This window comes from Roseinatronobacter domitianus, from assembly GCF_023336755.1.
Taxonomy (GTDB): domain Bacteria; phylum Pseudomonadota; class Alphaproteobacteria; order Rhodobacterales; family Rhodobacteraceae; genus Roseinatronobacter; species Roseinatronobacter domitianus.
The window spans coordinates 39,398-57,199 of the sequence record NZ_JALZWP010000004.1; the positions used below are offsets into that span (position 1 = coordinate 39,398).

Annotated in this window: 18 protein-coding genes, 1 tRNA gene and 1 pseudogene; 10 read left to right on the forward strand and 10 right to left on the reverse strand. The window is 57.3% G+C overall.

The window, feature by feature from the left end; all coding sequences use genetic code 11:
• Positions 1-34: 34 nt before the first annotated feature.
• The 3 genes from M3N55_RS05580 (at position 35) to M3N55_RS05590 (ending at position 1,744) form a co-directional block, all read left to right on the forward strand.
• Positions 35-685, forward strand: a complete 651-nt coding sequence (locus M3N55_RS05580) for a sigma-70 family RNA polymerase sigma factor (protein WP_428982611.1) — start codon at positions 35-37, stop codon at positions 683-685.
• Between the two features lie 6 nt (positions 686-691).
• A complete protein-coding gene (locus M3N55_RS05585; RefSeq protein ID WP_249057236.1) occupies positions 692-1,336 on the forward strand; it encodes a ChrR family anti-sigma-E factor in 645 nt (214 codons plus the stop codon).
• Between the two features lie 69 nt (positions 1,337-1,405).
• Positions 1,406-1,744 carry a carboxymuconolactone decarboxylase family protein gene (locus tag M3N55_RS05590; protein WP_249057238.1) on the forward strand — a complete coding sequence of 113 codons (339 nt, stop codon included), beginning with the start codon at positions 1,406-1,408 and terminating at the stop codon, positions 1,742-1,744.
• Positions 1,745-1,851: 107 nt separating this feature from the next.
• Here the strand turns inward: M3N55_RS05590 and M3N55_RS05595 are convergent, their stop codons facing one another.
• The 4 genes from M3N55_RS05595 to M3N55_RS05610 form a co-directional block, all read right to left on the reverse strand.
• The gene (locus tag M3N55_RS05595) at positions 1,852-3,426 is read right to left on the reverse strand and encodes a gamma-glutamyltransferase family protein (protein ID WP_249057240.1); all 1,575 of its coding nucleotides are present in this window, start codon (positions 3,424-3,426) and stop codon (positions 1,852-1,854) included.
• Positions 3,427-3,546: 120 nt separating this feature from the next.
• Positions 3,547-4,650 carry a site-specific DNA-methyltransferase gene (locus tag M3N55_RS05600; RefSeq protein WP_249057241.1) on the reverse strand — a complete coding sequence of 368 codons (1,104 nt, stop codon included), beginning with the start codon at positions 4,648-4,650 and terminating at the stop codon, positions 3,547-3,549.
• A 106-nt stretch (positions 4,651-4,756) separates the two neighbouring features.
• Positions 4,757-5,392, reverse strand: coding sequence for a ribonuclease HII (gene rnhB / locus M3N55_RS05605; RefSeq protein WP_249057243.1), 636 nt, complete (start codon positions 5,390-5,392; stop codon positions 4,757-4,759).
• A gap of 38 nt (positions 5,393-5,430) precedes the next feature.
• Positions 5,431-5,829: a hypothetical protein gene (locus tag M3N55_RS05610; RefSeq protein WP_249057244.1), complete on the reverse strand. Its 399-nt coding sequence runs from the start codon at positions 5,827-5,829 to the stop codon at positions 5,431-5,433.
• Between the two features lie 145 nt (positions 5,830-5,974).
• Here M3N55_RS05610 and M3N55_RS05615 point away from each other — a divergent pair, with 145 nt between their 5' ends.
• Both M3N55_RS05615 and M3N55_RS05620 read left to right on the forward strand, forming a co-directional pair.
• Positions 5,975-6,268, forward strand: coding sequence for a hypothetical protein (locus tag M3N55_RS05615; protein ID WP_249057246.1), 294 nt, complete (start codon positions 5,975-5,977; stop codon positions 6,266-6,268).
• Positions 6,240-6,944 (forward strand): winged helix-turn-helix domain-containing protein, encoded by a 705-nt coding sequence (locus M3N55_RS05620; RefSeq protein ID WP_249057248.1) that lies wholly within the window; start codon positions 6,240-6,242, stop codon positions 6,942-6,944. Before M3N55_RS05615 ends, M3N55_RS05620 begins: the two co-directional genes overlap by 29 nt.
• On the opposite strand, the gene M3N55_RS05625 is transcribed toward M3N55_RS05620, so the two are convergent.
• Positions 6,941-7,114 carry a thioredoxin domain-containing protein gene (locus M3N55_RS05625; protein ID WP_249057250.1) on the reverse strand — a complete coding sequence of 58 codons (174 nt, stop codon included), beginning with the start codon at positions 7,112-7,114 and terminating at the stop codon, positions 6,941-6,943. The two genes, M3N55_RS05620 and M3N55_RS05625, sit on opposite strands and share 4 nt — an antisense overlap.
• Before the next feature lie 81 nt (positions 7,115-7,195).
• Here M3N55_RS05625 and M3N55_RS05630 point away from each other — a divergent pair, with 81 nt between their 5' ends.
• From M3N55_RS05630 to M3N55_RS16840, 3 genes are all read left to right on the forward strand, one after another.
• A complete protein-coding gene (locus M3N55_RS05630; RefSeq protein ID WP_249057251.1) occupies positions 7,196-8,641 on the forward strand; it encodes an aldehyde dehydrogenase family protein in 1,446 nt (481 codons plus the stop codon).
• Between the two features lie 82 nt (positions 8,642-8,723).
• The gene (locus tag M3N55_RS05635; protein ID WP_249057253.1) at positions 8,724-10,109 is read left to right on the forward strand and encodes an MATE family efflux transporter; all 1,386 of its coding nucleotides are present in this window, start codon (positions 8,724-8,726) and stop codon (positions 10,107-10,109) included.
• Between the two features lie 327 nt (positions 10,110-10,436).
• Positions 10,437-10,727 (forward strand): hypothetical protein, encoded by a 291-nt coding sequence (locus M3N55_RS16840; protein ID WP_428982619.1) that lies wholly within the window; start codon positions 10,437-10,439, stop codon positions 10,725-10,727.
• Positions 10,728-10,743: 16 nt separating this feature from the next.
• On the opposite strand, the pseudogene M3N55_RS05640 reads toward M3N55_RS16840, so the two are convergent.
• Positions 10,744-10,997 (reverse strand): annotated as a pseudogene (locus M3N55_RS05640) (IS3 family transposase); the annotation flags it as partial.
• 376 nt (positions 10,998-11,373) lie between these two features.
• Between M3N55_RS05640 and M3N55_RS05645 the strand changes: the two are divergent.
• On the forward strand, positions 11,374-12,000 hold the full coding sequence (locus M3N55_RS05645; protein ID WP_249057256.1) for a hypothetical protein: 627 nt from the start codon (positions 11,374-11,376) through the stop codon (positions 11,998-12,000).
• 658 nt (positions 12,001-12,658) lie between these two features.
• On the opposite strand, the gene M3N55_RS05650 is transcribed toward M3N55_RS05645, so the two are convergent.
• A complete protein-coding gene (locus M3N55_RS05650) occupies positions 12,659-12,865 on the reverse strand; it encodes a hypothetical protein (RefSeq protein WP_249057258.1) in 207 nt (68 codons plus the stop codon).
• 364 nt (positions 12,866-13,229) lie between these two features.
• On the opposite strand from M3N55_RS05650, the gene M3N55_RS05655 reads away from it, so the two are divergent.
• Positions 13,230-13,799: a hypothetical protein gene (locus M3N55_RS05655; protein WP_249057260.1), complete on the forward strand. Its 570-nt coding sequence runs from the start codon at positions 13,230-13,232 to the stop codon at positions 13,797-13,799.
• 526 nt (positions 13,800-14,325) lie between these two features.
• Here M3N55_RS05655 and M3N55_RS05660 read toward each other — a convergent pair.
• The 3 genes from M3N55_RS05660 to M3N55_RS05670 form a co-directional block, all read right to left on the reverse strand.
• Positions 14,326-14,937 carry a response regulator gene (locus M3N55_RS05660; RefSeq protein ID WP_249057261.1) on the reverse strand — a complete coding sequence of 204 codons (612 nt, stop codon included), beginning with the start codon at positions 14,935-14,937 and terminating at the stop codon, positions 14,326-14,328.
• 1,520 nt (positions 14,938-16,457) lie between these two features.
• Positions 16,458-16,534 (reverse strand) — tRNA-Arg (locus M3N55_RS05665).
• Positions 16,535-16,580: 46 nt separating this feature from the next.
• Positions 16,581-17,801, reverse strand: a complete 1,221-nt coding sequence (locus M3N55_RS05670; RefSeq protein WP_249057263.1) for a cysteine desulfurase — start codon at positions 17,799-17,801, stop codon at positions 16,581-16,583.
• Between the last annotated feature and the right edge of the window lies 1 nt (position 17,802).

Genomic DNA, 17,802 nt, shown 5'->3' on the forward strand with positions numbered 1-17,802 from the left:
TGATCCGACTGTGCGCATATAGCGTATGTCAGGTATGTTTGACAGTTTCCAGCCTGCGATGGCGTCTCGACACGCCCCTGCCTTGGCCGATATGGTGCGGCAAACGTGGCTGTTTTCGGCCACGGGAAAAGGGTTGAACCGTGTGAGCAGGGACACGACTCCAGATTGGGCGGCGCTGTTGCGCCGCGTGGCCGAGACGCAGGACAATGACGCTTTCGCGGCACTCTTTGCGCATTTTGGGCCTCGCGTGAAAGCTTACCTGATGAAATCGGGGGCGGATGCCGCCAGTGCCGAAGAATGCGCGCAAGATGTAATGGTGACTGTCTGGCGCAAGGCCGGGCAATTCGACCAAGGGCGTGCGTCTGCCGCAACATGGATTTTCACGATCGCGCGGAACCGACGCATCGACATGCTGCGGCGCGACAAGCGCCCCGACCCCGAAGACCTGCCCTGGGGGCCTGAAGCCGAACCCGACCAAGAGGATGCGCTGGCCCTGCAACAGGAAACCGCACAACTGACCAAGGCGCTGCGCGCCCTGCCCGAAGCCCAACGCAGCATGATCGAACGCGCCTATTTCGCGGACCTGTCGCATAGCGAAATTGCCGATGTGACCGGATTACCCCTTGGCACGATCAAATCGCGCATCAGATTGGCGTTGGAAAGGCTGCGCCACAGCTTGAACTAGAGAGACATGAGCATGATCACCCACCATTTAAGCGACAAATTGTTGATGGCCTATTCGGCAGGAACCCTGCCCGAAGCCTTCAACCTTGTGGTCGCGACACATATTTCCGTTTGCGACGCGTGCCGCGCGACCCTCGCCGGCTTTGATGCCGTGGGTGGCGCGCTGCTGGACGATGACTGCGCCACGATGGGCGCGGACTGTTTGGCCAATGTAATGGCGCGCATAAAGTCAGGCGCAGCAACGACAAAACCAGAGGCACGCCCAAGCGACGCCGTGTTGCCTGCACCGCTGGTCGATGCAATCGGCGGTGGGTTGGACCGCGTGCAATGGCGCGCTGTCGGTGGTGGTGTGCGTCAGGCGATCCTGAAAACCTCTGACAAGGCCAGTGCGCGCCTGTTGCACATTCCGGCAGGGGCCGCAGTGCCCGACCACGGCCATCACGGGTTGGAACTGACACTTGTGCTGCAAGGCGCGTTCCACGACGAAGACGCGCGTTTCGCGCGCGGCGATGTCGAGATTGCCACCCAAGACACACAGCACACGCCCATCGCAGAACCGGGGCAAGATTGCATCTGCCTTGCGGCAACCGATGCGCCCCTGAAATTCCGCGCGATCCTGCCAAGATTGGCACAGCCTTTCCTGCGCATTTGACGTAGGTCAAGGCCGCATGCGGAGGGCGGGGTTACGAACACGGGCACCCTGAAACACAAGGACAGCCCCATGAATTACCCCGATTTCATCAACGCGACCCGCGACCAAAGCCGGACGCTGTTCAAGACCATTCCTGACACGATGAAGGGGTTTGGTGCGCTGTCGAAAGCGGCCAAGGACAGCCCTGCCATTGGCGTGAAGGAAAAGGAATTTGTCGCACTTGGAATTGCCGTTGCGGTGCGCTGCGAACCCTGCATCGCGTTTCATGTCGAGGCGCTGATGAAAGCGGGGGCCACGCGCGAAGAACTGGGCGATGTGCTGGCCATGTGCATCCAGATGGGCGGTGGACCCGCCGTTATGTATGCTGGCAAGGCTTTGGATTGCTGGGACCAGTTGTCCGCCGCTTAATCTGTCCGCCCCTTAATCTGATTGTGCGGCTGCGCCGCAAGTCTATATGTCAGCCCCGGCCCTTTGGGCCGGGGCTTCCGGTTTTGAGTATTTGGGGCAAGATGAAATCAGCACCCCAGCGCGCAGCCATCCTTGCGCGGGTCTGATGCCCCTTCCAGCACGCCGTCAGCATGAATTCTGATCGCCTGCGCGCCGCCGCGCGGACCGGGCGACAATATGACCTGATGCCCCAAATCAGTCAGCGCCTGAGCCGTCGCGATCGGATAGCCGGTTTCCAGCGCCAGCGTGCCGTTTTCCACAAAAGCGCGCGGAGCGTCGATTGCCGATTGCAGCTCCATCCCATGATCGCGCAGGTTGGTGACAAGGCGCGCATGGCCCACAGGCTGATACGCCCCACCCATAACGCCGAAAGGCATGGTGATGCGCCCGTTTTCACCCAACATCGCGGGGATAATGGTGTGCATGGGCCGTTTGCCGCCCGCCATCTCGTTGGGGTGGCCCTTGGTCAGGGTGAAGCCCGCGCCCCGGTTCTGGAACAGGATGCCGAACTTGTCCGAGGCCAGCCCCGACCCGAAGCTGTGAAAGATGGAGTAGATCAGCGATACCGCCATGCGGTCGCGGTCCACCACGGTTATGTAGACCGTGTCGCGATGGATCGCCTCTGTCAGCGGTGCGACATCGGGAAGCACGCGCGTGGGATCGATCAGGCTGGCCAGTTGCGCCGCCGTTTCGGGCGCGAGCAGATGCGCAAGGCGCGTGGTATGGTCCGGGTCCGCGATGAAGCGGTTGCGGGCGTCATAGGCCAGCTTCGTGGCCTCTGCTTCCAGATGTGCGCGTTCAGGGCCAAGCGGGTCCAGACTGGCCATATCAAAATGTTGCAAAATGTTCAGGATCAGGCTTGCAACCGCGCCGGTTCCATTGGGCGCATGTTCGAAAAGATCAAGGTTGCGATAAGCGCTGTGGATCGGATCACCATAGGTACAGGTGGTTGCGGCAAGGTCATCAAGGGTGTGGCACCCGCCCATCTCTCGCAAGCTGTCGATGAGGTCTTGGGCAACCTCGCCTTCGTAGAAACCTGCGCGTCCCTCTCGGGCAATTCGGCGCAAGACCTCTGCCTGAGAGGGCGCGCGGAAGATTTGCCCGCTGCGCAAAGGCACGTTGCCGTTCAGGTAATGGCGACGCGCTGCCCCTTGCAGATGGGTGGGCTCTGCCCAGTCATACGCGACACGCGGGGCCACTGGGACCCCAATTTCGGCGTAGCGGATGGCGGGCGCAAGCGTATCGGCCAAACCAAGGCGTCCCCAATCGGCACTGACCTGGCAGAACGCATCCACGGCACCGGGCAAGGTGACGGACTCGACCCCGTAAACCGGCACAGCATCCAGCCCGCGGGCGCGCAATGCGCCTGCATCGGCCCCGGCGGGCGCGCAACCAGAGCCATTGACCGTGACGATCCGCTCGGAACCCGCCGGTTTCAGCAGCATGAAGCAATCGCCGCCCAAGCCAGTCATCTGCGGCTCGCACAGGCCCAGTAGCACGCCCGCGCCGATGGCGGCATCGACCGCGTTGCCGCCCTGTTGAAGCAAGTCCAACGCGACCTTGGCGGCCAATGGATGCGACGTGGCGCACATGCCTTCGGTTGCGAACACGGCCGAACGGCCGGGTGCTTGAAAATCGCGCATGGTTCCTCCGATAGTTTTTCCGGATGTAGCGTGTGACATCGCACAAAAAAACCCCGCCATTGCTGGCGGGGTAAAGTGGGCGCCCCGGCGGGTAACACAGGGCACCGGCGGTAACTGGGGTCAATCGTGCATCTCGGCCCGGATTTGCTGGCGCAGGATGTCGATGGGAATGAGTTTGCCGTCGCGCTTGAATTGCCAATAGGTCCAACCATTGCAAGACGGTGCGCCCTCTAGCGCGGCGCCGACCTGATGAATGGAACCGCGATGTTCGGCGCTGACAAGCGAGCCGTCGACGCGCAGCTTTGCCGCCTGCCCGCGTGCGTTGATAAGCACTTCTCCGGGGCGCAGCAAGCCACGTTCGACCAGGCTGCCAAACGCCACGCGCGGCAGAGCGCGCTTTGACAGCGTTGTTTCCAAAGACGCGCCGTCCAACGGGCGCACCTGGCCCAAGCGTTTCGCGGCGACCTTGCGGTAGCTTTCCTCGCGTTCGATGCCGATGTAATGACGGCCCAGCAGCTTGGCGACAGCACCGGTCGTGCCGGTGCCAAAGAACGGGTCAAGCACCACGTCGCCCGGATTGGTCGTGCCGACCAGCACGCGGTGCAGCAGCGACTCGGGCTTTTGCGTGGGGTGGGCCTTGTCGCCCTTGTCATCTTTCAGCCGTTCATGGCCGGAACAAATGGGCAGCACCCAATCCGAACGCATCTGGACGCCTTCGTTCAGCTCTTTGAGCGCCTCGTAGTTGAACGTGTATTTCGCACCTTCAGACTTCGAGGCCCAGATCATCGTTTCATGCGCGTTGGTCAGGCGCTTTCCGCGAAAATTGGGCATGGGGTTGGATTTGCGCCAAACCACGTCATTCAGCAACCAGAAGCCCTGATCCTGCAACGCGGCGCCCACACGAAAGATGTTATGATACGATCCGATCACCCAGATTGCGCCGTTGGGTTTCAGCAAGCGCCGCGCGGCGGCAAGCCATGCACGGGTAAACTGATCATAGACCTTGAAACTGTCGAACTGGTCCCAAGCGTCATCAACGGCATCGACCTTGCTGTTGTCGGGGCGATGCAGATCGCCACGCAGTTGCAGGTTGTAGGGCGGGTCTGCAAAGATCAGATCGACGCTCGCCGCTGGCAACGCGTTCATCCGTTCTATGCAATCGCCATCCAGAATTTGGTCCAGTGGGAGCATTGCCGCACCCTTCGCAACGTCTTTGACTGCCATTTTGCCTCTGTCTCCACGCATTGGTGCGTGTGTTCTTGAGGACAAGATGAGTCATGCGATTCGTTTCGTCAATTTACAATCGAATCAGCGATTTAAAAAACTTTCTTCAAGTAGATTCTGGACACAAGATTTTGCGTATCGGCTTGAACGAGCGTCTATGTTCTGCGGTTGGACCAAGCTGCGCTATGGCATTTAAGTGACACTTGGTCGGATATCCCGCGTTTCGCTCCCAGCCATAGCCGGGGTAACGTTTCGCCAAATCGGCCATGATCGCGTCGCGTGCGGTCTTGGCGATGATGGATGCCGCGGCAATGGACATGCTGCGCCCATCCCCTTTCACGATCGCCTCTGCCGGGCAGGAAAGACCCTTGGGCAACCGATTTCCGTCGATCAATAAATGGCAGGGCGGCACGGCCAAAGCGGCAATGGCGCGCTGCATGGCCAGAAAGGTTGCTTGCAATATGTTGAGCTCGTCAATCTCGGCCGGGCTGCAATGTCCGATCCCGATATCGGCATGGGTGCGGATCTGGTCGCACAGGGCAAGCCGTGCCTTGGCACTCAATCGCTTGGAATCGTTCAGGCCCTGCGGCAGATATGTCGGGTCAAGCCAGACGGCAGCCGCGGTTACCGGCCCGCAAAGCGGTCCCCGGCCCACCTCGTCTACGCCGACAACGCGACAAGCGCCTTGCGACATGGCAAGGCGCTCATGGCTGAAATCTGGGATTTGTTGGACGAGCGACATAACTCCTTATGCCAATGCCATCCCCAAAAAGGCAAGCATCAGCCCGCGATATAGCCGTTCCGGCGCAGGCAGCGCGCGCCATAGACCGCGCCGCGCCATTCCCCAACCACACAACGGTTCGGCAACCCCCGCAGGCCCGCTTGGTGCAAACAGTGTCCGCTATAGGCGTGATGCCGTTTGCCCTGCATGCGCACGGTAATCTCGCAGCGCTGGGGCAGAATATACGCACGATGAGACCGCTTGGGACGCGGGTCGTAATGGCGGCGATTGTCTCGCTCGGCATGAACGGCACCGGCGATGATCGCAAGGGCTGCGGCCCCAAAAAGCAGTTTCGCCGCGTCATCAGAGGCGCGGGCAGGCGCTGCACTACTGGCGAAAAGCCCAAGGGCAAGGGCGACAGCCGCAAGGGCAGAGGTCAACCGGGGTGGCAGGGTCATGGCAGTGCTCCGTGTTGGAAATCATGCCGCAACCCTGCTCCTTCCCTGCCCGGACAGGCAATAACCGCGCAATGTTATCCAATGACAGCCACACCCCGCGCCACGGATATTGCATATCAGGGGGCTTGGTGTCAGCGTTTCAGCCATGAGACATATCCTTGCACAGGGCGCGTTCCTGATTGCGATGGCGCTTGCAACGCAAGCCTCGGCGCAGTGTTACGCGGATTACAAAGCCAAGCAGGACAACCCGTTGCGCTTGCAATACGGGTTGATCGAATTGCCGGCCTCTGCCTGCGGGTCGGTGGCCGAAGCAACGCGATACGCCGCCCCCGTCATCGCACGGTCGGGCTGGACCTTGTTGCAGATCGAATCCATCCTGACCCAAGCTCAGTTCGATGCAAGGAGAGCCAATGCAGGCGCCATCCATCTCCGCCGCTGATTTGACGCGGCATGGCAGCCGCGCGCTGGTGCTGGGCATTGGCGGGATTGTGGGCGTTTTGGCCCTGACCGCTGTGCTGTTATTCCTGAACCTTCCCGACGCCAACGCCTTCAATGCGCGGGTGGAACGGGTATTCGTGGAAAACGCCGACCTGACCACGGGCGCGGAAATCAAGCTGTTGGAAATTCTGGCGCAATCCGGCACGGCATTCTCCGAAACGCTAGTCAGCTACCGAATCGTGATTTTCGTGCTGCTGGTCTTTGCCACGGGTCTGCTGGTCACGTCGCTTTTCATGGTGGTCACGCTTGTTGTCTTGAACCGGCGTTTGGCAATGGTCGAGAAACAGGGATTGCAGGTGTCATCGCTGTTGATTGACCGCGCGACGAATACCGTGGGCATCAACGATATGGAGTTTCGCCTGACCCCTGCGGCCGTCGAAACGCTGGCAGTGCTGGCCGAGGCGCGGCTGGATGATGACATGTTGACGGGTGCCGCAATCGAGGCCGTTATCTCTGGCCGTGCAGAAGCCGATTGTGACGAAGCGGCAGGGGCCACGCGCATCAAACGCCTGCGTGACAGTCTTGGCAACCAGTTGGTCAGCGAAGTTCTGGTCAAGAATGTCGCGCGCCAAGGCTATATGCTGGCCATTGACGCGCGGGTGATTGATCTGCGTTAAGCGACGGGTGCCTTGACCTTGCGCTGATAGGGTAGAACAGTCTCGACCTCGCCGAATTTTGCGCGCGCGGCGTCGGTGGCCAGCGCAAGCCCCACGATCATGTTGTCACCGGCTTCCCAGTTGGCAGGCGTTGCCAGCGGCTGGCCTTTGGTGGCAATGATCCCAAACATCGCATTTTGCGTTCCGCATTTCGACCTGCCTTGCAGCGGGTTAGCCCCAATGCGACACTGCACCAAATACAGGAGGATCACATGCTGGACAAACGGCAATTCTACATCGATGGCGCTTGGACCGCCCCCATAGCAGGCACAGAGATGGACGTGATTGACCCTTCGACCGAAGAGGTCTGCGCCGCTATCACGCTGGGTGGGCAAGCCGATACCGATGCAGCCGTGGCCGCGGCGAAAGCCGCCCTGCCCGGCTGGATGCACTGCGCGCCCGACACCCGGCTGGCAGCGGTAAAGCGTATCCTTGCGCTTTACAAAGACCATGCCGAGGAGCTTGCTCAAGCCATGAGCCTTGAGATGGGCGCGCCGATTGATCTGGCCCGCAGTTCGCAATATGGCGCGGGCGAGTTCCATATCCGCAACTTCATCCGCGCGTATGAGCAGGTGGAATTCGACGCCCCCTTGGGCAACCACGCCCCCGACACCCGCATCATCCGCGAGGCCGTGGGCGTCTGCGCATTGATTACGCCTTGGAACTGGCCGATGAACCAGATCACGCTGAAGGTCATTCCAGCGCTTCTGGCAGGCTGCACAATGGTTCTGAAACCGTCGGAAATCGCACCCCTCTCCGCGCATATCTGGGCCGAGATCATGCACCAAGCCGAGTTGCCGCCGGGCGTGTTCAATATGGTGCATGGCGATGGGCCGGGCGTGGGCACGCAGCTTTCCGGCCACAAAGATGTGGACATGGTCAGCTTTACCGGGTCCACCCGCGCCGGGATCGCCATTTCCAAGAATGCCGCCGAAACATTGAAGCGCGTGCATCTGGAACTGGGTGGCAAAGGCGCGAATATCATCTTTGCCGATGCCGATGAAAAAGCGGTTAAGCGTGGCGTGCTGCATTGCTTCCAGAACACAGGCCAATCCTGCAACGCGCCGACGCGAATGCTGGTCGAGCGCAGCATTTACGACCAAACCGTCGAACAGGCAGCCATGATCGCGACTACCACGCAGGTTGGTGCCGCGCGCGACCCGGGCCGTCATATCGGCCCATTGGTAAGTGCCGCGCAATTCGACAAGGTGCAGGGGTTGATCGAAACCGGGATCAAAGAGGGCGCGCGGCTGGTCGCAGGCGGGCTGGGCCGCCCCGAGGGTGTGAACCGTGGCTATTTCGTGCGCCCCACGGTCTTTGCCGATGTCACCCCCGACATGACCATCGCGCAAGAGGAAATCTTCGGGCCGGTCCTGTCGATCATGCCATTCGACAGCGAGGATGACGCGATCACCATCGCCAATGACACCCCCTACGGGTTGACCAATTACGTCCAAAGCACCGACGGCGCGCGGCGCAACCGTATGGCGCGGCATCTGCGGTCGGGCATGGTCGAAATGAATGGCAAATCGCGCGGCGCGGGCGCACCGTTTGGCGGCATGAAGCAGTCGGGCAACGGGCGCGAGGGCGGCATTTGGGGGATAGAGGATTTCCTGGAGGTCAAGGCCGTGTCGGGCTGGGATGTCGAGGCCAGTTAAACCGCGTCCTTGACCACCCGCTGAACCGGCGCATATGCCAAACAAGGCCGCGATCTCGCCGCCCAATCCGATTGGACACAACATGAGCACGCCGCGCACGCGCAACTTGCGGCAGGGGTCTATCCCCGGCCATTTCCGCGCGCTGGCAGTGCCTGCGGCTATCGGAATGGTGTTCTCCACGCTCTATAACGTGGTGGACCTGTGGTATGCGGGGCTGCTTGGCACAGACGCGCAAGCTGGGCTGGCGATTACATTTCAGGTTTTCATGCTGCTGATCGCCTTTGGGGTTGGCCTTGGCAGTGCCATGTCGGCGCTGGTGGGCAATGCGCTGGGGGAAGATGACACAGCCGGGGCGAAACAGATCGCAACACAAGGCCTTGTCTTTGGCTTACTGACGGCGCTTGCGCTTGGCGTGTCGGGGATATGGGGCTCTCCTGCGCTATTGGCGCTGGTGTCGGAACCGGGCGCTTATCGCGACGCCGCCAATGCCTATATGAACGTGATCCTGCTGGCCACCGCGCCCTTCCTGCTGGCCTTTGGGGGCAATGGAATTCTGACTGCGCAAGGCGACACGGATTCGATGAAACGGGCGCAGATCGCGGCATTTTTTGCCAATCTGGGGCTGAACCCGCTGTTCATATTCGGGGTGCCCGGGCTGATCGCGGAGATCGGGTTCAACGGCATCGCCCTGGCCACGCTGGTCAGCCAAACCGGGGTAATGGCCTATATCCTGTGGCGCGTCATGCAGTCAGAGGTGATGGACGGCGCGCGGTCATGGCGCCCCGACCCGGTTCGTGCCAAAGAGATCGCGGCCCAAGCCCTGCCGTCGACCTTTGCCATGATGATCTTGCTGGTTGCGGGCTTTTTCGTGCAGATGTTCCTCAAAAGCTTTGGCCCGGAAGCCTTGGCCGCCTATGGCATCGGGCTGCGGATAGAGCAGTTGATCCTGCTGCCGGGGTTTGGCTTGACCGGCGCACTTTTGCCCATCGTCGCGCAGAATTTCGGCGCGGGGCAGCATGACCGCGTGCGCGACGCATGGTGGTTCTGCCTGAAGGTTGGCACCGGGGTCATGCTTGTCGGGTCTGCGTTGCTATGGTTCGCGGCGGCACCCATGGTCGCGCTATTCAACGACGACCCGAATGTGATCCGCCTTGGCACCGATTACCTGCATGTCGATGGGTTCATCTTGCCGCTTTACCTGGCGCTCTTCGCGGTCAACGCCATGTTGCAGGCGTTCAAGCGCCCCATGGCCACCGTCTGGATCGGCATCTGGCGTCAGGGAATCGCAGTCGGCCTGTTTTGTTGGCTGTATGTGACAGTGTTCGACTGGGGCACATGGGGCGTGTGGTTCGGGATCGCAACCGCAGTCATCAGCGGCCTTGCCCTGTCGCTTTGGGTCTTGGAACACATCGCACGCACCAAGATCGGCGGTCTGCTTGCCACCTCACAGCGATTGCCGGCCGCGTGACACGTCCTTGGTGCGGGGCCAGTGTTGCACCGATGCAATTCGCTGTCACGGCGTTTGTCCAGACGATCAGCCTGACGCAGCAGCGCTCTGTTGCCGCTGAAGAAAAACGGCGCACCCAAGAGGATGCAGGATTAACCTGCTGCCCGTTCGTCCCCCAGTCTTAACGCAAGCCCTTGGGGTTAATGATCTTCGCTTTGGGCTCGGCGCGCTTCAGCGGATATTTTGTTGCCAAGCGATGAGTGCGGCCTGCCATTGTTGTCCATCAGAACACCCTACGTTATCGATCGGCACAAGGTTATGGATCGATGGCACCCATGGTTCGGCCAATTGGCTTATCTTCATGAGCTGATCGGCAAACCTGATGTGTCGGAGTTTCGCTGCAACCTCACAGGCGGTCGGTCTAACCGGTCTTTGAAACCGCCTGTCTGGATGTTTGATCGCGTCGTATCTGCCATCTGTCGCGCTGTCGATACGGCACATGTTGGTCTGGACACCCTGACGGCGCTTCCGGAGTTGCTCCGCGAAGCGCAATCCATCGACCGGGTCACATTGGGCGCATCCGGCACCGCCAGAACATCAGGTTTCAGCCGCATGCGCAGCGTGCGTCATTGGACTTGAGCCAATGACCTCTCAATGGCGCACTGCACAGGTTGAGTTCCAGCGGGCAGTAGATCCGATAGACCCGTTTGTGGTTCCGCGGGTGCGCCTTCACATTGAACAGGGCAAGAAACACAGGCCAAACCGCCAAGTCTTGCGCGCATCCGTCCGCCCTGTCAGCAGAGCGGCGATCACTTCGTTCGCGGCGTTGGGATAGTTCCGTCACTTTTTTCCAAGGGCTTCCTTCAGCACGTCATTCTGCATGCTCAGGTCGGCATACATGCGCTTGAGGTGGCACCGCGATAGTTCCAGACGGCGCGTGGCTGGACCACAAAAGCGCGCCATACCAGATCGGGCATCCAAAGACAGGGCAGCATCGCTGGCGAAACCGGTTGCAGAGGCGGCACTTGGCACAGGTGGAGGCCAACTGCGGCACCGCATTTACTACATTGCCGTGTGATCCTGTTCACAGCGGAGGTCTCTCAAATCAGCTAGCGTCAAGCAATCGCTTACATCAGGTGACGCGTGTGACCTGAAAAACAGGAAAAGATTACGCCATGACCTACCGCGGCATAATGCAGACTATCGAAGCCGCAACGAAGCTCCGCGTTGCAAGGACCTCATCTGTCGAGGGAAAAATAGACACGATCCGATGCACAGTAGCGTAATGCAAGATCGTCCCGTAGATATCTATGCACTGCGCGCGCTGTTGGCCCTTGCGATTGGGGGGCTGTCCATTGTGGGTGTCGGCATTGCGCGCACCGAGGCACTTCCAGAAACGTATCATTTACCACCCCCACCCCCGCCACAATACGATCTGACAATCAGTGATGATGGGCAGGCTTTCGAATTCAGCGGTCGGGTAGATTTCGGCTTGACCGAAGCGTTGCGCGGGCTGGTCGCCTCAAATCCAAAGATCAAAAGGATAACACTGGAGAGCAAGGGCGGATACATTGCCGAAGCGCGTGGCGTCGTCACCGTTTTGCGTTCGAATGAGATTGCGACGCATGTCCATGGGTATTGCGCATCGGCCTGTGCGTTGATTTGTGCTGGCGGAGCTATGCGTTCGCTGTCGTCCGAAGGACAGATCGGGTTCCACCGCTATGCACTGGGGCATGGGCAAAATTTCGGCATGATCGATCCTGAAGTTGAAATGCAGCGCGATCTGGCGATTTACCGCGCACAATCGGTTGACGAGCAGTTTGTCCAGCGGCTGGCGACGCTGCCCAAAACGCCGATGTGGTATCCCGATCATGCAAAACTTCGGGCCGTCGGGTTGGTGACACTCCCTTGAGCACTCGACCTCGATGTCCCGCTGCTCAAGCATGATCGTCAAGAGCGCATCACACAGGATCGGGCCTCCAGAGAAATAACAGCATCACTGGCAAACCCGATTGCAGATCAGACATCTGGCCGAAATGAGCGCAAGCGCTTTATCGGCGCATTGCCGCCTGATCCACTCCAAACACCTTCCAACAGTCGGTGTCATGGTCGCCAATGTCAAACAGCCGCCAGATCATGCCTCACCAATTTCAGCACATATCTCATCAATCGCGCCCCAATTGCTCCAACCGACCGCCGAACCGCCGAAATGCAGATCGGCGTCGCCCTGATGAACCGCGTCTCAACCCTTGGCGCAGCCGCGATCATCCGCGTGGCATGACGTCAGCGCGGTAAGGGGCAGTCACGCCTCAGGCGTGGGTAATGCAACAACGCCATGCTGCGCGCCAAAATGGGCCAATTGCTTTTCGCAAGAGCCTAACTTTGGGCCAGCCAGTGCTGTTCACTTGCTTGGCATTCCAAGTGCTTTATCGTCTTGAAAGACTGCACGATGACACATGATTAGGGGCTCGAATTCAAAACGTTCGACTTTCAGTCTGCTTGATCGCATCATCCGGTCACCAAGATTAGGTAAAGTGTAAGGCACGAAACACGCAATCTCAAATGCCACCTTATGTCCCGCAGTTGCGCATTATGACGTTTCGTGCTGTTTTCAAAACCAGGTCTACTTGTTCATTTGTTCCTTGCACCCCCTCTAGCGCATCCACAAGATCTGGTACAAGAAGCGCCAAATCTGCCAATGTCTCCGGGTCTTCAACAAGAATTCCCTCATCAATTTGCTGCTTGAGAAACATGAAGTCGAAACCGGTCTGTTCCATTCCTTAATCCCTATTGCGACTTGTAAACGTCTCTTCGATTCGAGAAAGCCCGCACAGGGGATTGCCCAAAGTGTGGTTCGCGTCAAAAGACGTAGCGCTGCTGCAACTCCGTAGCGTGATCACATTCTGATCCTCTTTGTTCATGCCTACGATACGGCATAAGAGCCTCGGACCATATGGGTCGGCAGAATGATGCGGCCACATCGGATACCCAGTGTCTGTAAGCGTCCTTGCAGCTTTATTACAAAAGCATTCTCCGTAGAAAAGTTGACAAGTTTGAACATGTTCACTTTGAACATGGCGCACATTGTCATCTTGGGAATTTCCCGATAAGAGTTCCGTGTTAAAAAACTGGGTACTCTCCATGATTACAACCGATCCACGAACGATGAACCTTGTGGCTCTTGGCATGGCCAAAGTAACGTATGGAGCGCTCCAGATACTTAGGCGGCATCTGGGAAATGACTTAGAGTTAGCACTAATCGGTTTTGCAGTCGTGATGCGTACAAGGCGTGACTTGTTTCAGATTGTGGAAAAGCACGGACTGAACGATGACACAATTGCCGAGATTAGTAGCGAGCAGGGCTTTTACACCTCAATCAATGAAATTCACAGATACACTGGCATCAACCGTGCAACAGTGCGACGCAAGCTGGACAGGCTTCAGACCCTAAATATCGTCGAAAAAATTGAAGGCGACAAATGGCATTTGGTGGACTTCTCGCATGGCGAGAAGGCTCGCCCAGCAATAATGCTGCGCGATCTTCTACAAAACTACATGGCAATTACTAACAAGCTTGAATCTTTGTTACCGGAGGAAATGCATCCAATAATGGGGACGACATTGGAAGAGCTAGGGTCACTCGAAGCCAAAGCACTCCTGGATGACGAAGTAGCAAGCAAAATTACGCGCAAGCTAGAGGTCAAACACTGAGGCTGGAACGCCTGATAAACCATGTATGCCTTGTCCGACCCTTGGTCTTACCTATTTAACACTGCGAAGTGAGATTAGGCGCTACCGAGGCATTTGCTAGATGCAGACGCCATCTGCAAAGAAGATCGCGCCCTTTTTGAAGCACAGAGGCAGCAACTCAAACGGTCAAGCTCTCGTTCGAGGTGGTGTAGAGGTATCTTCAAAGCAAGAGGTTTAATGCGCGGTAGTGTAGGCAAAAAAATTGACGGTCACAATCCGCGCCAACACTTAATTTGGATATTGCCGATCTTAACATCCAGTTAACATTATTAACCAACCGCCACTCGCAACATAGCGGCCTTCATCTGAATTAACACAACAAGACACGCAGTTGCTACAGCGCAGTTGAAACGCAGAGATCAAAGGCATGGGAACGCCCGAAAATTTACTGCGCCTATAGGCGTTTAATTTTTTTACACAGTCATAATGATTGCAACGAAGCAATATGATGCTCTCTCAAGACATCGCCCCCAATCAACAAAGAATCTTAGATCAACATGCGTTCTCGAGAGACAACGCAGGCATGGGCACGATTGCGTGCTCCAAGCTTTTGGCATACTTGGCGCATAATCATCTTTACCTGTGCCTCACTGATCCCGAGGTCACGCGCTATTTCTTTGTTGATCATGCCGTCGGCAGCCAAGCGTAAAACAAAGAGCTCGCGCTCTACAAGCGGCTCCGAAGTTAGGTTGCTTGCGTTTAATTGGCTTTCCTGAGGCTGATGATGTGGGATAAACGTTTGCCCCGAATAAATAAGCCTTAGGGAGACATCTAAAGATTTCAGAGGCATGGATTTTGGGATATAGCCCTTCACACCCAACTTCACCGCATCGTCTAGAAATCTTCTGTCTATCTGCCCGCTAAACAAAACAACATTGACGCCGGGCGCGCGCTTGAGGACACTATCCACACTCGACAAACCCATCATCCCAGGCATCCGGAGATCCAGTAAAACAATATCATACTCGTTAGATGAAAGTTCATCCATGGTGCCGGCCAACGAAGTTGCAACAACAGCAGAGAGCCCCTCATTTCTTGAAAGCGACTGCGCAACTGCCTCTGCAAGCAACTCATGGTCGTCAGCTATCAGAACGTTCATAGGTGGCCTCTATAACAAAAGTTCGCAGGTATTTTATCGAACGATTCGATAGTAGCTCTTCTGCTGAAGAAAGCGAGCCCTTCCATCACGAAAGAACTTTATATCTATAATTTAAACTAAAGTTAAAAATTTTTCACCTATCCAGCACTCATCTTTTTCAAACATGGCGCATTAATGTAAAGAAATCTGCGTATTCGTCAGATTTAGGGTCTATTTATTTCCACTTTGAGGGATATTGCATGCCTCTGCAAGGAAATCAATCAGTTAGCAATCGTTCCTGACTGATTGACTGATGCGTAGATGGGGCGGCTAAGCCACGTCCTTCCAAAAAGCCATGGCATGCCGCGTGATCGATTGGCGAGGACGCCACGCTGCCGCTCGATGAAGGGTGTGGAGCCTGCGCGAAACAAAGATAGATTCGCGGTCTGATCAGTCGCGGCATCATCTCATTCAACTGGGAGTTAAGTCAGCAACTACACAGGCGCGGCCGTTTTTCCCACGGAGCAGGCATTGGCTTGTTTCAGCTCGCGGTTACGACGCCGACTGGTTCAGAGGCACATTATGAGACAAGCAGATGAAGCTCTGCTTATCCGGTTGCAGCACGCGAAAGACCTTGGTGAAAGGCGCAAAAAATTTCGCAACCGGATGAAAATCATGCGAGGTTGGCTAAAGTGGTGGCGAAGGATTACAACGCGCTACGGCCGGTGCAGGATAGTGTTCCCTTTCGCAATTATACTTGCATCAACCGTCCGTTCACGGTTCGAATAACTACAGGTCTTGCACTTGGGATAAAGTGAGCAACAAGCAGGATATAACAATCATTCAACCTTGCTTTATGCATCACAGCCACTAAACAGAGTAAAGGTCTTCTACGGCGTTTAACACACAATAGAGCACCAAGATAAAAGCAACCCAAGCATAATAAACCAATATGGCCGCAACAAAGTTTTTTGATATTATAAAAGAGATGATTGCCAAAAATGCGCCCATAAGAGCGGCTATCACAATAACACCAAGGAAATTTGTCCCATTGCCACTACAATGATAATCAGGACTACTTTGTTGATATTTGCTTTCCATCATGCGTCCAACGAATAAATACAGCTGCGCGGGCTTCTTTGGCGATGTAAATTGAGAACATGTTGTATGATAATTTCATAGCTATCTTTAGACGCGAACAGCCAATCAAAGGTGATACACGGTGTTTGTGGGATAGCCGCCTGCGTCGAGACTGTGCAGAGTTTTGTGGCCTGGCGCATTTTGTCACGCCACAGGGAAGCGGCGTTTGAACATTATTGCGAACTGGTTTTTGAAACCGCCTGCCATTCGCGCATTGAGCACTTCCACAGGCGACGCGTTACTTTTTCAAACGCGCAGGCGCGGGAGGCATGAAGCGAAACCAGCTTAGCTTACGCCAATCTATCGCCTAAGTTAACCGATAGTATAAAGGCAACCGGAGCTATATCCGCTTCTGATCCCAGAAAGCGAAAACACGTAAAAACAAACACTAAGGAAAAATATGGCGCACCCAAGAGGATTCGAACCTCTGACCTCTGCCTTCGGAGGGCAGCGCTCTATCCAGCTGAGCTATGGGTGCCGCATTTGGTCGTATAAGCGCGCCGCTTCCGCGATGCAACAAGGTTTCACGCGAAAAGATCATGACACAGTTCCAGCCCGTCGATCAGCGCATCCACTTCCTCGTGGGTGTTGTACATGGCAAAGGACGCGCGGCAGGTCGCGGTCAGGTCCAGATGCTCCATCAACGGGCCGCAGCAATGTTGCCCGGCGCGCACGGCGATGCCTTTCTGGTCCAGCACGGTAGAGATGTCATGCGCATGGGCCGCGCCGTCCAGCACAAAGCTGAAAATAGCGCCCTTGCCCGGCGCGTGGCCCTGCACACTGATCCAGTTCAGCCCCGCCAGCCGGGTTTGCGCATAATCGCGCAACGCGGCTTCATGCGCTGCAATATTATCCAGCCCGATGCCCATCATATAGTCGATCGCCACGCCCAGCCCGATCTGCTGGACAATGCCAGGAGTGCCGGCCTCGAACTTGTGGGGCGGGTCGTTATAGACAACGCCCTCGCGCGTGACCTCACGGATCATGTCACCGCCGCCCATGAAGGGGCGCATCTCGGCCTGTCGGTCGCGGCTGATATAGATTGCCCCCGATGCCGACGGTCCATACAGCTTATGCCCCGTCACAGCGTAGAAATCGCAGCCTATCGCCTGAACATCGACCGGCATATGCACGGCGGCTTGTGAGCCATCCACAAGCACCGGCACGCCCTTGGCGCGCGCGCCTGTGCAGATAGCAGACACATCTACCACGGTGCCCAACACGTTCGACATATGGGTGACCGCAACCAGTTTGGTGCGCGGGCCGATTGCGTCGATCACCGCTTGCGGGTCCAGGCTGCCATCGGCCTCGGTGTCGACCCATTTGATGACCACGCCCTGCCGCTCGCGCAGGAAATGCCACGGCACGATATTGGCGTGATGCTCCATGATCGACAGCACGATCTCATCGCCCGACTCTAGCTGCGGCATGCCCCAGCCATAGGCCACAAGGTTAATCCCCATGGTCGTGCCGGTGGTATAAAGGATCTCATCCTCATGCGCCGCATTCAGGAACCGTTGCAGCTTGCCGCGCACGCCCTCGTATTTGTCGGTCGCAAGGTTCGACAGATAATGCAGCCCACGGTGCACATTGGCGTATTCTTCGGCATAGCCACGCGTGACCGCGTCAATTACCGCACGCGGTTTCTGTGCCGACGCACCATTGTCCAGATAGACCAACGGCTTGCCGTTCACCTCGCGCGACAGGATCGGGAAATCGGCGCGTATCTTGCCTACGTCCAGCATT